Source organism: Skermanella aerolata KACC 11604, assembly GCF_000936425.1.
GTDB classification, from domain to species: domain Bacteria; phylum Pseudomonadota; class Alphaproteobacteria; order Azospirillales; family Azospirillaceae; genus Skermanella; species Skermanella aerolata.
Genome location: NZ_AVFK01000075.1, coordinates 1 through 14,739, shown reverse-complemented (window position 1 = coordinate 14,739; position 14,739 = coordinate 1). Strand labels below are relative to the sequence as shown.

Below are 14,739 nucleotides of genomic sequence, written 5' to 3'. Positions count from 1 at the left end.
CCGCTTCCTCAGCTCTGGAGCGCGCACCTGAACTGATAGATGGCAAGGGGAAGAACTTCATCTACATGGCCATGAGCCGAATCTTCAACGAGAGATTGGCAAAAAGCCTGGAGCAGATAATCTGAAATTTGCCGCTATTTTCTCAAACCTTCACCTCAACATGCTCTTGGAGAGATCACTTCTATCATAAACCATGTGTTCCAGCCAATTTGAACCCACTATGATCGAAGCGTTCGGACGGAAAGGGTATTACCGGCCACGTGCTCTGGTATCAGCGGAAGCAGGAGTACAGGATCAATGTTAGCGGCATCATCAGAAATTCACGTCACCCGGGTGCCTGCCTCTTCGGCTCTTGGCAAAGCAGCGCTAGAGCTTCGCCATGAAGTTTTCGTAGTAGAGCAAGGCGTTCCCGTAGAGGAAGAGATCGATGAGGACGATCCGATCGCGACCCATTTGGTAGCCTTCCACGCGGGCGAACTCGTCGGAACTTTGCGGGTCGTCTTCAAACTGGAGCATGCCAAGATCGGCCGGGTCGCCGTGCGTCGCGAACGTCGTGGATTAGGCATCGCACGGAGTATGATGGCCTCAGCGATGGAGTTTTGCCGAGAGGTCGGTGTTGGTCGCTTCTACCTGACGGCTCAGGTTGATAAGCTCGGCTTCTACGAGAAGCTAGGGTTTGTCGCCTTCGGTCCGCAATTTACGGATGCCGACATGCCTCATTTGGCTATGAAGGCCTACTGACCTACGTCCGCTTCCGACTCATTTCAGACATTCCGATAGCTGTGAATCGGCGTCGACTCAGACCCTCTATCGGCATCTGCATGACACTTGGTCGAGCATGCGAAGTCATGGCGAAACAACGACTTGCGGCGAATGACCCCTTGCCGATTCAGGGTCATTCGTCCTTGCCGAGTCACACCTACCCCTCCGTCACACGGTGGCCAGCGCTCGACCTGCTGGGGGCGATCTCGTCGCACGGTGCTCCGGTGTCCATCAAGCCGATCGGGGCCGAAGACGGCGATGCGGGAAGCGCCATCCTGGCTGCGGCGCCTCGGGAAGCAGGCGATCTCATCGTCATGGGGGCTTATGGACGGTCGTAGTTGAGCGAATGGATCCTGGGCGGCGCCACACGGCATGTCCTTAGCCATATGGCGGTTCCGGTCCTGATGGCCCACTGATCGACGGGCTCGGCTCCCGGCGGCCATGCGTGTTGCCATCAATGATGGTATTTCAGATTGCCGTCAAATAAGCTCATTATACGAGGTAAATATAGTCCACATCGCCGCATCTTATCAATCCTTGGTTTAAACTCCTTTGGTCAACCATCGTAGTCACTTCGAACACGGCTAAAGTTCAATCAACCTTGGAATAAAAGGTGTGCAGGCAGTGACGACATCTCTCGACCGCGATATTCTGTCGCCAGATCTTTTACTCACCGTACTGAGCACGGTCCAGGATCCCTTGCTGCTTGTAGACCGCAAGGGCAGAGTTGAAGCATTCAGCGACGCGGCCGCTGACTTCCTCACCGTTCCGCTTGGAGCCATCCACGGCCAATCGATCGGCAAGATCGCCGGATCGAACAGTCTCCCTCTGCACAATGCGGTCGCATCGGTCGTTATCTCGGGTAGGCCTCTTACCATCGAACTCTGCAATCAAAACCGGTGGTTCAACATCGTGGTAAGACCGATCACTAAGGAAGCCGGACTGGTGTCCGGAGCGGTGATCCACGCCAAGAGGATGACGGGTCCCTTGAGGGAAACTGGGCCGGCAGAGGGCAGTGACTCGCTTTGGCGGATCCTCAATCAGTTACCTTACGCCATTTATTGGAAAGATCGGCAATCCCGGTACCTCGGCGGCAATCGGATATTTGCTGAGGTGGTCGGTCTTCGCTCGTCCCGTGCTGTCCCTGGCATCACCGACCACGACATCATGGCCCCGGCCGATGCAGAGGCAGTCCGCCGCGAAGATGAGCGGATCATGCGGACCGGTGAAAACCTGGTGACCATCGAGCAACCGCTCCGGCTGGCCGCAGGCGGAACGATCCTCGAGAAGTTCAAGATGCCGCTGCGGTCCGAGAGCGGCGAGATCATGGGGATCCTGTGTATAGCTCGGGACGTGACCGAGCAGAAGCGGGTGGAGGAGGGCCTCTTGGCGGACAAGCTGGCGGCCGAGCAGGCGAACCGGGCGAAGACGAGCTTTCTGGCCGCCGCCAGCCATGACCTTCGTCAGCCCATCCAAGCCGTTGCCCTGTTCGCCAAGCTCCTGGACAACCGCGTGGTCGAACCCTCTTCCAGGAATCTTGTCAGATTGATCCAGCAGTCGGTATTGTCGCTGGCGAACCTGCTGGAGGCAGTCATCCACCTGTCCAAACTCGATGCGGGGGTGGTTGAACCAAGCATCGGACCGATGCCGTTGGGCGACCTGCTCAGGAGGCTTGGCGGAGAGTTCGCGCCTCAAGCGACCGAGAAGGGCTTGGACCTGATCGTCGTCGAGACGGGCATCGAAGTGTACAGCGATCCGCTTCTGCTGGAACGCATACTGCGAAACCTGATTTCCAACGCTATCAGGTACACGGATCGCGGACGGGTGCTGATCGGATGCCGACGGCATGGAGCGACGGTCACCGTTGAGATTTGGGATACCGGCATCGGCATACCACCGGATCAGTTCGGCGAAATCTTCCGTGAGTTTCACCGAAGCCACAGCAAGACCCACAGGGCCATCGAGGGATTCGGTATTGGGCTGGCCGTGGTTGATCGCCTGACGACCCTGCTCGGACACCGTATCGGCGTCTCTTCTACGCCGGGCAAAGGAACGGTGTTTCGGGTTGAGGAGGTGCCCGTGGCGGGAACATCTGAACAGACTGCGGAACAGCTCCGTTGAGATGGTTTTACTGCTCAACCCCAAGATCGTTGGCAGCGCAATCGACAGTATTCACGATCCCCGTTCCATGGCTGCCGTACAGGCAGTTGAATGGCCGCGGCAATCGCAACGTCGTGATGCCCGCAGATTGCGGAGACATCAAGTAGACATAGGCAAGGGCCACCAGCATGACGCGGAGGGTGCTCCTGCCGCTGTGACTGACCAACCAACCCATATGCCGCGGCTCGAGGCTGTCATCGGCCGGGGGCCGGATCAGGCACGACAGGCACAGGGCTGCGATGAGAAAGTTGAGTGTCACTGCCGAGGACCAGCGCAGGAAATCAAGCCCCAGGGGGAACATGAGGACCGGCATCAACGCCGCAACGAAGCAGGTCAGCCTTTCCCATCTGATCCCATCGGGTATCCAGTACCTCCAGACTGCCGCCGCGACCCCTGTCGCCGCAGCCACGGTGGCTATGCCCATGATGAGCCCGATGAGGCTGAAGTAGCTCATCGTGATTCTCACGTCCTCGGCTATGCCGGCGTAATGGAGTTCCAGCGCGCTATCCGTGTAGATGTTGGATTGAGTCAGCTGCGCGTTCCAATGTGCTCTCCATTCGGTCTGGGGAACCGAAGGGGAGCCAAGTACCCAAACAACCGCGAACGCGGCAAGGGGCAGCGCCGCCGCTATCATTACTGTCGCGACCAGCGACCTTCCTCGCAGTCCGTCTACCGTTGCCAGGCGCATCGTAAGGACGGCCAGCAGCAGGGGCAGGTGCATGATCAGGAAGGCCTCGTGCACCAGCATGGCGACCGAACCGCACGTGGCGACAGCCGTCACGGCCAACTGTCGGCTGCCAGAGACGATTGCATGGCAGGCAAGAAGAAACAGGAGAAAGTTGATCGCGTCGAACCGGCCAAGGTCGAAGGCGAAGTTGGGCAGGGCAGGCTGGAGGAGAGCACCCGAGAGTGCGATGACTGCTACTCGAGGGGTGGGTCTGCCATAAGCCACTACGGCTGCAAATGCAGCATAGGCGAGGAAAACCGTCAGAACGACGGTCGAGGATATGTAGAGAATGGTGTCCTGGCCGTTTATCCTTTGGCCTAGGAGCCACTCTGCCGTGGCACCGGGCAACGCCCGCTTGACGAAGCCAAGTTCATAGTTCCAGACCCAATGAACCGTTTTGAAGGCGTCGACCTCCCTCAGGTTGTTCATGAATTGAAAGGCCAGAACTCCGAGTGTTACGATGTATACCGAAACAGCGAACCGTATTCTCTCAGTAGTAGACCTGACCGTTTGTTTGCTATTCGCGCCAGCGGCCAAGTCGTCAATCGAAATTTTGTGGATTTGCCTTGCATTCAAGGAATGTGATTCTATCGATTTTGCCATCTGGGCTACCGAAATTCACCGTTGACGCGAGGTCAACATAGACGGAAGCAAGGCAACCGCAGTTGATCCAAGTTAACAGCGTTGCAGTCCGGCCCATTCGCAACTTTGATGCAGGCGGGGAACTACAGGGTGTGGGCTTGGTATGCTGGCTGCTCCCACCAAGATACCAGGATCAGCCGACACCTTCACATCCCTGAAAGTGCCCCATCCCTGATGGTGCAGTGAAGTCGCTGCACGCGGACAAGGTCGAATGGACGAGCCACCCGAAGACATGATCTGGATCAAGGCGCACCGGCCAGACTCTGCCAATCTGGCCGGAAACGTCCCACAGAAGGTGAGGATCGAACATGGCGGAGACGATGAAGGCGGCGGTCGTCCATGAGTATGGCAAACCGCTGGTCATTGAGGAGGTGCCGGTTCCCGAAGTGCGGCCGGGCCGGATCCTGGTCAAGGTCGAGGCCTGCGGAGTGTGTCACACCGATCTCCACGCCGCCGAAGGCGATTGGCCGGTCAAGCCGCCGCTGCCGTTCATTCCGGGCCATGAGGGCGCCGGCACCGTCGCAAAGGTCGGCCCTGGCGTGACCACGGTTAAGGAGGGCGACCGGGTCGGCGTTCCCTGGCTGCACACGGCCTGCGGCCATTGCGAATATTGCATGACCAGCTGGGAAACGCTGTGCGACGGCCAGCAGAACACCGGCTATTCGGTCAACGGCGGCTTCGCGCAGTATGTGCTGGCCGATCCGGATTATGTCGCCCATCTGCCCACCGGGCTGGACTTCGCCGCAGCGGCTCCGATCCTATGCGCCGGGATCACGGTGTACAAGGGTCTGAAGATGACCGATACCAAGCCCGGCGACTGGGTGGTGGTTTCCGGCATCGGCGGTCTGGGTCACATGGCGGTCCAGTATGCCAAGGCCATGGGCCTGCACGTGATCGCGGTCGATATCGCCCCTGAAAAGCTGGATCTGGCGCGTGGTCTGGGGGCTGACATGACCATCAATGCCGCCGAGGAGGATCCGGTTGCCCGGGTTCAGAAGGAGATCCGCGGCGCCCACGGCGTTCTCGTGACCGCCGTTTCCCGCCCGGCCTTTGGCCAAGGGCTCGGCATGCTGCACAAGCGCGGCACCATGGCCCTCGTCGGCATTCCGCCGGGCGACTTTCCCCTGCCGATCTTCGATGTCGTCCTCAACGCCAAGACCGTGCGCGGCTCCATCGTCGGCACCCGCATGGACCTGCGGGAGTGTCTCGCCTTCGCCGCCGAGGGCAAGGTGAAGGTCCATTTCGCACCGGACAAGCTCGACAACATCAACGGGATCTTCGAACGGATGAAGACCGGCCACATCGACGGGCGCATCGTCATGGAGATCGCCTGATCCGGTGCCGGAAGCCGAGGATGGGGCCAAGGAGAATTCCCGAAGGTGAGGCCTGCCACTGCATGACTGTCCTGGGGAAACCGTGTCAGCGGGCCATAAGCTGCGCCTTGATGTATCGGACGCATCCGTCGATGCTTGCCAAACGCGGGTAAACATCCTCCGGGACATCGATCAGGAACGTCGTACGCAGGGCGTTCACGAAGTTGAGGAAGTCCATGGAGTCGATCTCGACCTGATCCCGAAGGAATTTGGCCGGATCGATTGGCTGGTTTTCGATTTCCGGTGCCACGCATGCGAGTGCTCCAAGCACCCGATCCAGAATCTCCTGCTCGGTCATATCAGCGCTTCCTCCCCAACGGGGTTCGACAAGGCCCCAATGCCTGAACAATGTGCCGGATGAAGGACGTTGCATTGATCTGCATCATGATGGTCCCGGTGCTCTTCGTCCAAAATCAATGGCATCTGCCTCGAACAATGCGAGGATGCCGATGACTGGACGCAACCTGGAGCATCTGCTCAAACCCGCATCGGTGGCGTTGATCGGCGCCAGTGACCAGCCATCCTCCCTGGGAGCAGCGATCCTGCGAAACCTGCAGGACGCCGCATTTGCCGGACCGATCATGCCGGTCAATCCCAAATACACCGAGGTCAGCGGACTAGGTTGCTATGCGAACGTCGCCGGCCTCCCGGCCGCACCCGATCTTGCCGTTCTGGTCACGCCGCCGGATACCGTTCCGGGCATCATCGCCGCTCTCGGTGAACGCGGCTGCAAAGCGGTGGTGGTGATCAGCGCGGGGTTCGCGGAGAATGCCATGGGTGCTGGCCCGGCTCTTCAGCAGGCCATGCTCGACGCCGCACGGCCCCACATGCTGCGCATCGTCGGTCCCAACTGCCTGGGTGTCATCAGCCCTGGGCACCGTCTCGACGCGACCTTCGCGCCGATTGGAGCGAAACCGGGGACCCTGGCGCTCGTTAGTCAATCCGGCGCCATCATGACCGGCATCCTTGACTGGGCGTCGGTGCGGAACATCGGCTTTTCCCATCTGGTTTCGGTCGGCGCCATGGCCGATGTCGATTTCGGTGATCTGCTCGACTACCTGGCGCAGGATGCCGGGACCGCTTCCATCCTCCTCTACGTGGAAGCGCTCACTCATGCGCGGAAGTTCATGTCCGCCGCGCGGGCCGCCAGCCGGCACAAGCCGGTCATCGTTCTCAAGGCCGGTCGCCATCCGGAAGGCGCACGGGCCGTCGCTTCCCACACAGGCGCACTTGCCGGTGTCGATGCCGTGTATTCAGCCGCGTTCCGCCGGGCCGGCATGCTCCGTGTGGGAACGCTGCGCGAGATGTTCGACGCGGCCGAACTCCTGGGGCGGGTGGCGCCGCTCCGCGGCGATCGCCTGGCGATCCTGAGTAACGGCGGTGGGTTCGGTGTGCTGGCGACCGACGCCCTGATGGAGGAAGGCGGCCGGCTTGCCGATCTGGCGCCCGCGACGATCCGTGCGCTCGATGAGGTCCTGCCATCCTGCTGGAGCCATGGCAACCCGGTGGACATCCTCGGCGATGCGTCGGGACAGCGCTATGGCGACGCGCTCGCCGCCCTGCTGAAAGATCCGCACATCGACGCGGTCCTGGCGCTCCACTGCCCGACCGCCCTCACCACGCCTATCGAGGCGGCCAGATCGGTGGCCGTCACTGCCAAGCGGTCCCGCGTTCCCCTCATGGCGTGCTGGGTTGGCGATAGTCCACAGGTCGCCGAGGGCCGCCATCATCTGGAGACGGAGGGTGTACCCGCCTATGGCACGCCAGGCGATGCGGTGACCGCGTTCATGCATCTGGTCCGCTACGGCGATAGCCGCCGGGCGCTCATGGAGACGCCGCCATCGGTACCGGAGCAAGTCACCCCGGATCGCGGTGCGGTGCGGGCCGTGATCGACCGCGCGCTGGCGGAGGAACGGTCCTGGCTCGGCGAAGCGGAGGCGAAGGCGGTCTTCGCCGCCTACGGGATTCCCGTGGCCACGACGCGCATTGCGTCGGGCGTGGACGAGGCGGTGGCCGCCGCCAAGGAGATCGGCTTCCCGGTCGCGCTGAAGATCGTATCCCACGACATCGTCCATAAGTCGGAGGTCGGTGGCGTTGTCCTGGGCTTGGGCGATGAAGGGCAGGTGAGAAACGCCGCCGCCGCCATGCTCGCCCGCATCGCCGGAGCCGCACCGGATGCAGCGGTCGAGAATTTCTCCGTGCAGCCGATGATCCGCCGGCCGCATTCATGGGAGCTGATCGTGGGTGCTACGGAAGACCCGCAGTTCGGCCCCGTGATCCTCTTCGGGCAAGGAGGGACCTCGGCCAACGTCGTTGCCGACCGCGCGCTGGCGCTCCCTCCGCTCAACATGCGCCTCGCCCACGACCTGATGGCCCAGACGCGCGTCCACCGCCTGCTTCAAGGCTATCGTGACTGCCCGCCGGCCGACCTCTATTCGATCGCCGTAACCCTGATCAAGGTCGCGCAGTTGGTGATCGACATGGCGGAGATCGTCGAGCTTGATATCAACCCGCTGCTTGTCGACAGCCAAGGGGTGATTGCCCTGGATGGCAGGATCCGGGTCGCTCCCACGGCTCTGCCGGCCGAGCGGCGCCTCGCTATCCGCCCTTATCCGTGTGAACTCGAAGAAGAGATCGAACTCGCCGATGGTCGCCAGCTCCTGCTGCGGCCGATCCGGCCCGAGGACGAACAGGCTCTGATCGCCGCGTTCCGGAAGCTGTCGCCCGAAGCCGTCCGCCTGCGCTTCTTCGCACCGGTCAAGGAACTCACGCACGAGACGGCGGCCAGCTTCACGCAGATCGACTACGACCGGCAGATGGCGCTCGTTCTCGCCGACCGTGAGGTGGCGGAGACGGCGCAGATCTACGCGGTAGGACGGTTGAGCGCCGATCCCGACAACATCGAGGCGGAATTCGCGCTGACCGTCCGCGACGACATGACCGGCATGGGGCTGGGCATGCTGCTGATGCGCCGCCTGATCGAGCATGCGCGCCGGCGCGGGATCGGGATGATCGTCGGCCACGTGCTGCGCGAGAACAAGGCCATGCTCGGCATATGCCGCCTGCTCGGCTTCGAGGAACGGCCAGACCCGGATGATCCGGCCATCCGGATTGTGAGGCTGCATGTGTGATGCCGGCGGTCGGGTGCCAGCCGCACCACATGCATGCCATCTTCAACGCTTCCTCTTCCTGAGTTTCTCCTTAACCTGAATCAAACCAGCTTCGCGGGGCGAAGGTTAGTTCGCGCGGGAGATTTAGGAAACCGTACCTCTGACACGAGACATCGACCTAGCCCGGATTATTCATGATGGGTTTGGGAGAGGCGATGGCGTGGTGTGAGGCCAACGGCGTCGGCTACATCCTTGGCCTCGGCATCAACACGGTACTGAAGGCGACGGTGCGCGACCTGACCGAGGACGCCGCCCTGGCCCGGCTCGACCTCGAGGATAAAGCGGCGAAGGTGCGGCGCTACGACGAGTTCCGCTATGGCGCCAAGAGCTGGAAATGCGAACGCCGCGTCATCGCGCGGATAGAAGTATCACCTATGGGGGCGGACTGCCGCTTCATCGTTGCCAACCTGACCGGCACACCCCAAGCCCTGTACGAACGGAATTATTGCCAGCGCGGCCAGATGGAAAACCTGATCAAGGCCCACAAGCTGCATCTGGCGTCCGACCGGACCTCATGCACCAAAGCCACCGCCAACCAGTTCCGGCTTCTGATCCATACCGCTGCCTACTGGCTGCTCCACGGTCTGCGGGAACTGGCGCCCAAGACCTCGTTCTGGCGCAAGGCCCAGTTCGACATCATCCGGTGCAACCTGTTAAAGGTCGCCGGCCGGATCGAGGAGACGGCGACCCGGATCAGGATCGCCCTGCCAACGAACTTCCCCTATCCCGACAGTCTGCGCCTGCTGTCCGGACGCGTGGCGAAACTCCCGCCGTAACAGACCGGGCGATATGCCCGCGACCTCGCCATCCCGCCAACCCTCAAGACAAGTCAGACGCGCGTTCCGCGCCACGGTCCCCCTTGACCAAATGCAGGGATGCAGCCTTGGGAAGTGTCTCTCCCAGCCCCCCATGAATAATCCGGGTTAGCACCCGGCGGAAAAGCCATACCTTCCTTAAAGTTGTTTAATGCCGAGACCCCCGATAGCGCTTCTGAGCATATCCCGCACCTCTCCAGCGGTGTCTGCTAAAGCGGGGTTCTGAATTGCCTGCATGGAGGCAACCGGGTCCACCGCTGAAACCTCGATCCTGCCATCCTCATGCTGCTGGACGATGACATTGCATGGCAGCATGGTCCCGATCTTGTCCTCAGCCTGGAGCGCCTGATAGGCCATCTTCGGATTGCAGGCGCCCAGAATGCGATATGGACGGAAATCGACGCCGAGTTTCTTCTTCAGGGTTTCCTTGACGTCGATCTCGGTCAGGACACCGAAGCCGTGCCTCTTCAAGGACTCGGTCGTAGCCGAGAGGGCTTCGTCAAATGACATGTCGAGGGTTTTCGAGAAATGGTAGCTCATTGCCCATGTCCTCTTTCCAGTCGGCTGCTGCAGCCGACGATGCACCGTCACATCATACCTTTATTCTCTTGCTGGAAGATATGACAGCGACTCATCACGGAAGTCATCCGCTGTAGATCGCTGCCCGCTCGTGAGAAAAGGTCTTGTTTCGCTCATTGCGGCCGAACTGGCCGCACACCTGCTTCGGACCCTCATATCCTTGCTGAACCGTGCTGGACCTGATGGAGCCTGTCGGCATTGCGTCACGCCGCCATGGCGACATAGGCGCCTCTGACTTAATTGTGTGCCCCAACCTCCTGGGCGAACCGTCTTCCTCGGTTCGCGCCCTCAACCAAGGTGGGCGATCAGGTCGATGTGATCCAGCGTGGCGAATACAGCAATGGGATATGCATCGCAGGCGTGTGGCGCGTTGTCGCATCACCTTCCGTCATGCCCATGGGGATGGAGCGGTCGGCGTAGCCTGGGATGTCTCATTCCCGATCCACATTCAGGCTGATGTCAGGAACACCGCCATGATGTCCAAGGCCCTAACGCTCTGCCGGACATTTACCGTCGGAAGCGGCGCACTCATCGTCACCTTGGGTATCGTCGCGTCCTTATCCGTTGGAAGCGCCCGGGCGGATGCCGCACGCGACGCTGCCCTGCTGGAACAAGCCAGCGGCCTATTCGAGCCGATCCCGCCAGAACCGCCGCAGTTGCCCGGCAATCCGTTGACCGTGGAAAAGATCGAACTCGGGAAGATGCTGTTCTTCGAGCCGCGCCTGTCCGCCAGTTGGTTTCTCAGTTGCAATTCGTGCCACAACATGGCGACCGGGGGCGTCGACCTTCAGCCGACCTCCATCGGCCATGGCTGGCACCGGGGCGGGCGCAATGCGCCGACGGTGCTTAACTCGGTGTTCAACTTCGCCCAGTTCTGGGACGGCCGCGCCAAGGATCTGATGGAGCAAGCCCAAGGTCCGGTCCAGGCGGCAGTCGAGATGAACAGCAAGCCTGCCGACGTGGTCGCCACCCTGAACGCCATCCCGGAATACGGCCGGCGCTTCGCCGCAGTGTTCCCGGACGAGAAGGATGCGGTGAACTTCCAGAACATGGCGCGCGCCATCGAAGCCTACGAAGCGACGCTGATCACGCCGAACGCCCGCTTCGACAAATTCCTGCGCGGTGACAAGGCTGCGCTGACCGACCGTGAAAAGGCCGGTCTGGGCCTGTTCATGGAGAAGGGCTGCGCCGCCTGCCACAACGGCATCAACCTGGGCGGCAACAGCTACCAGCCCTTCGGCGTGGTGGAGAAGCCCGGCGCGGAGATCCTGCCCCAGGGTGACCCCGGCCGCTACCAGGTTACCAAGACGGCAAGCGACGAGTACGTCTTCAAGGTGCCGACGCTGCGCAATATCACCCTGACGCCGCCCTATTTTCACAGTGGAACGGTCTGGGACCTGGAACAGGCCGTGGCGGTGATGGGCCGCTCGCAGTTGGGAGCGGCCCTGGACGACCGGGAGATCGCCGCCATCACCGACTTCCTCGACAGCCTGATCGGCGAGATGCCGCGGACGGAACTGCCGGTCCTGCCCGCGATCGGGACCGGCGGTCCGGCGCCACATCTTCAGCCTGTGTTCCAGGGTCTGCGGCCGCAGAACTGAGGCCGGGAACCATGCGGATTCGGATGTTCCTTTTCGTAGTCGTGGTGTTCGTGGCAGCCGGCGCCGTGGCGGACGACCTGCACCATTACTGGGATCAGGTCTGCGGTATGGCCTGAACGCCCGGACTTTTGCCCCTGTTACGCAAAGCTCGCCTAACCCTCTGCCTTCGCTCATAAACTTGACGATGCCGGTTGTTGACTAGCTGACCTTCTACGGCCGGAACAGAATGCATTCTACCCTGGGCTACACAGGCCCGATGGCGTTCGAGAAAAATTGGCGTCGCCAGCAGGAAACGTCGGCGGCATAATTCAGGCGCTATGGGAGGCGCTGCACGGGGGCCAGGTCAGACCTCCGATAAGCTCGACAGTCCTGATAAACACGCATAGGCCTCAGACGGATGAACTTAACTCAGATCAAGGCAAACAAGTTTATCCCACATCATAGTCAAGTTTCAGTCCACTTTTCTTCTGGTTTTCTTCTGGTGGACTTCACAACGTCATGGAGGACAAAATCATGGATAAGGACCGTGTTGTCGGGTCCGCGAAAGTAGTCAAAGGCAAGATCAAGGAGGCCGCCGGCAAGATGCTCGGTGACGCCAAGCTGGAAGCAGAGGGCAAGGCCGATGAGATCCAGGGCAAGGTTCAGAACGCGGCCGGTGGTGTCAAAGATGCACTTAAAGGAGAATAGGCATCACGAGCTTTTGGTCCGCTCTAATTGAAATTGGATCTTATTCTTAGTCGGTGAAGATGACGAATATGCTCAGGTAGCAGGCACGTCTAACGCGCCAAACACCAAGCATCAATGCCTCTGCTTCGGGATTTGGTAAGAGACCCCGCTTGGGAGCATAATGCGGACTCGGGTTTGCTTCGAGGGCTTGTATCGTTGCAACGGACATGTCTGCACATCAGAAAAGAACGCCAACAAACGATATGGAGATTGATGTTGGCAAGGATGGTACTTCCATGGAGATGAAGTAATGCAGCGTTTTCCCAGCGGAGCTCGACAAGGTTCGATGTTCAACTGCCTTCATAATTGAGGATAGATCATGTCGATTGGGCTTATACTCATCGTTATCCTCATCATCTTCCTGCTTGGTGGCTTCAGTGGCCGCTTTGGTGGCTACGGTTATGGCTACGGTCACGGTGGCGTTGGTGTCATTGGCGTCATCCTGATCATCCTTGTCGTGCTGGTTCTCATGGGTCGACTCTGATGTGACAGGAGTTGTTCATACCGTCAGAAGCGGCCCACCCGAAGGGTTGCTGCTTGTATCGGGAGGTATTAGGTTTATACTTACCTCAACCTCAAGACATGCTTTGATGAACGGTTGCGGGCCAGAGAGACCGTTATGGCGCACTGGATCGCTGAATCCATTCGATACCGCAGCAGCCAGCTGCAGGGGTGGATCTTCAGCAGCACGCGGGTGGTGCTACAACCACTGAGAGGTCCGGTGTCAACGAACCGCAGAGGTATGATCTTCGGTCACGGATATGCCGGTTGCGGCATCCAGTGTCCGCGGTTGGCGATCGAGTTCGTCAAGTGATATCAGAAGCGAGCCCACGCGGTTAGCCGATGAGACCCAGTCGGCGAAACGGGGATAATTGTCGACGAGCCAGTTGAATGCGGCCTGCACTATTACGAACGCCGCTGCGGCCTGTGTGACCTCACCCAGCGACATTGTGCCGGCAAGATATTTTGGCGCACAAAGGGTCAACGCGACGCCTGGGGCCAATAGAAAACTACCATGTGAGATTAAAGTTGTTTGCATAAGTTGCCAGCATAGATCCCGCCATCGAGCGATGACATGCTCCAGTGACGCCTGCAATTCCTTACGATCTCCAGCATTATTATCCTGCAGCGCATTCTCCCGAATCCGCGCTGCCGAACGCCGCAACTCTGCTTCAGCCTGGTTCTTCCCTTCGAAAACACGCACCAGCCGGCGCCCGATTACAAGCATCCCTGCCGTAGTGAGCGTCGCATAGGCTATCGCGGCGATCACCAAATAACCGGGAAAGTTAAGGTGCCGGCCAAAGGCATTAATATCCAAATCGCCACCGACATTCCAAAGAACGTTAATGAAGGTAAGGGCACTCAGCAGTGCCGTCAACAGTCCCACCGCGAAGTCGACAGGCGCATCCGTCGCCACCCTGGCGTCCTCGGCGATCCGGTATTCTGGAGTCTGATGGTCGTCGATCAGGAGCGTGTGGCGACGATAACCTTCATTCACGAGCCACTGTTCGATCAGACGCCGGCTCAGCCATTCACGCCACTTCCGCTGCGTCGTCATGCGACCCCACACTCCAAGGATCGCAAGCGCGATGCTGGAGAGAGCCAGGGGCACGAACACCAATGCCTGCTCGCCGATGGCCGTCCCGTCCCTGCGCTCCAGCGCATTGAAGAAGTCACGATTCCAGACGTTCAATCGGTACTGCGTCAACAGCCCGAGGAATACAACGACGATCAGAAATACATTCAGTGTCCATATCTTCCAGGCGGAAGGGCCGCGCCAGAAATCAGAAGCGCATTGCCAGAACCGCAGGAAGTAGCTGTTCAGACCCAGAGTTGACAACAGCTCCTGATACATGATCATGCCCCCTGAATCCGAGACACCCTGCGGCGCTCTTCATCGATGCAATGATTGGTCAACCCTCGCATATATCTCGTTATAATTCGACTTGGTTATCGATGGAACCGTCAACGGAATGGGAGTCAGGCAGCCATAGCCATTTCGAAACCGGGATTGGCTTTGAAGGACGTTGATGAGATAGTCGGCCTCCCGCATCTGGCACGTCATTGCCATGTGACGTAAGTCCCTCTCACCCTGGAGATTGTGCGATGTGTTCTCCTTCGTGCGCCAACACCATCCGCACTGCGCGCTCGCGGACTTCAGGAGCGTATTTGGGTGATGCTTGC

The 14,739-nt window shown here is 60.1% G+C and carries 13 protein-coding genes; 9 read left to right on the top strand and 4 right to left on the bottom strand.

Annotation, left to right across the window (positions count from 1 at the left end; all coding sequences use genetic code 11):
• Positions 1–297 precede the first annotated feature (297 nt).
• From N826_RS36355 to N826_RS36345, 3 genes are all read left to right on the top strand, one after another.
• Complete coding sequence (locus tag N826_RS36355) at positions 298–741, top strand: GNAT family N-acetyltransferase (RefSeq protein WP_044437248.1); 444 nt, start codon at positions 298–300, stop codon at positions 739–741.
• 164 nt (positions 742–905) lie between these two features.
• A complete protein-coding gene (locus N826_RS45895; RefSeq protein ID WP_147041209.1) occupies positions 906–1,100 on the top strand; it encodes a universal stress protein in 195 nt (64 codons plus the stop codon).
• Between the two features lie 286 nt (positions 1,101–1,386).
• Positions 1,387–2,883 carry a PAS domain-containing sensor histidine kinase gene (locus N826_RS36345; protein ID WP_147041208.1) on the top strand — a complete coding sequence of 499 codons (1,497 nt, stop codon included), beginning with the start codon at positions 1,387–1,389 and terminating at the stop codon, positions 2,881–2,883.
• A gap of 7 nt (positions 2,884–2,890) precedes the next feature.
• On the opposite strand, the gene N826_RS36340 is transcribed toward N826_RS36345, so the two are convergent.
• On the bottom strand, positions 2,891–4,078 hold the full coding sequence (locus tag N826_RS36340; RefSeq protein WP_147041207.1) for a hypothetical protein: 1,188 nt from the start codon (positions 4,076–4,078) through the stop codon (positions 2,891–2,893).
• A 521-nt stretch (positions 4,079–4,599) separates the two neighbouring features.
• On the opposite strand from N826_RS36340, the gene adhP reads away from it, so the two are divergent.
• Positions 4,600–5,625, top strand: coding sequence for an alcohol dehydrogenase AdhP (gene adhP, locus N826_RS36335; protein ID WP_044437240.1), 1,026 nt, complete (start codon positions 4,600–4,602; stop codon positions 5,623–5,625).
• Between the two features lie 85 nt (positions 5,626–5,710).
• On the opposite strand, the gene N826_RS36330 is transcribed toward adhP, so the two are convergent.
• The gene (locus N826_RS36330; protein WP_044437238.1) at positions 5,711–5,962 is read right to left on the bottom strand and encodes an acyl carrier protein; all 252 of its coding nucleotides are present in this window, start codon (positions 5,960–5,962) and stop codon (positions 5,711–5,713) included.
• 151 nt (positions 5,963–6,113) lie between these two features.
• Here N826_RS36330 and N826_RS36325 point away from each other — a divergent pair, with 151 nt between their 5' ends.
• Entirely contained in the window at positions 6,114–8,795 is a 2,682-nt protein-coding gene (locus N826_RS36325; RefSeq protein WP_044437255.1) for a bifunctional acetate--CoA ligase family protein/GNAT family N-acetyltransferase, read from the top strand.
• A gap of 173 nt (positions 8,796–8,968) precedes the next feature.
• Positions 8,969–9,610: a transposase gene (locus tag N826_RS36320; protein ID WP_084721496.1), complete on the top strand. Its 642-nt coding sequence runs from the start codon at positions 8,969–8,971 to the stop codon at positions 9,608–9,610.
• A 177-nt stretch (positions 9,611–9,787) separates the two neighbouring features.
• Here the strand turns inward: N826_RS36320 and N826_RS36315 are convergent, their stop codons facing one another.
• A complete protein-coding gene (locus N826_RS36315; RefSeq protein ID WP_044437236.1) occupies positions 9,788–10,189 on the bottom strand; it encodes a DUF302 domain-containing protein in 402 nt (133 codons plus the stop codon).
• Between the two features lie 512 nt (positions 10,190–10,701).
• Between N826_RS36315 and N826_RS36310 the strand changes: the two genes are divergently transcribed.
• From N826_RS36310 to N826_RS42485, 3 genes are all read left to right on the top strand, one after another.
• Positions 10,702–11,829 (top strand): cytochrome-c peroxidase, encoded by a 1,128-nt coding sequence (locus tag N826_RS36310; RefSeq protein WP_345769891.1) that lies wholly within the window; start codon positions 10,702–10,704, stop codon positions 11,827–11,829.
• 513 nt (positions 11,830–12,342) lie between these two features.
• The gene (locus N826_RS36305; protein ID WP_044437234.1) at positions 12,343–12,516 is read left to right on the top strand and encodes a CsbD family protein; all 174 of its coding nucleotides are present in this window, start codon (positions 12,343–12,345) and stop codon (positions 12,514–12,516) included.
• A gap of 358 nt (positions 12,517–12,874) precedes the next feature.
• Positions 12,875–13,039, top strand: coding sequence for a DUF3309 family protein (locus tag N826_RS42485; RefSeq protein ID WP_084721495.1), 165 nt, complete (start codon positions 12,875–12,877; stop codon positions 13,037–13,039).
• A gap of 240 nt (positions 13,040–13,279) precedes the next feature.
• Here the strand turns inward: N826_RS42485 and N826_RS36300 are convergent, their stop codons facing one another.
• Positions 13,280–14,416, bottom strand: a complete 1,137-nt coding sequence (locus tag N826_RS36300; protein ID WP_211099482.1) for an SbmA/BacA-like family transporter — start codon at positions 14,414–14,416, stop codon at positions 13,280–13,282.
• Between the last annotated feature and the right edge of the window lie 323 nt (positions 14,417–14,739).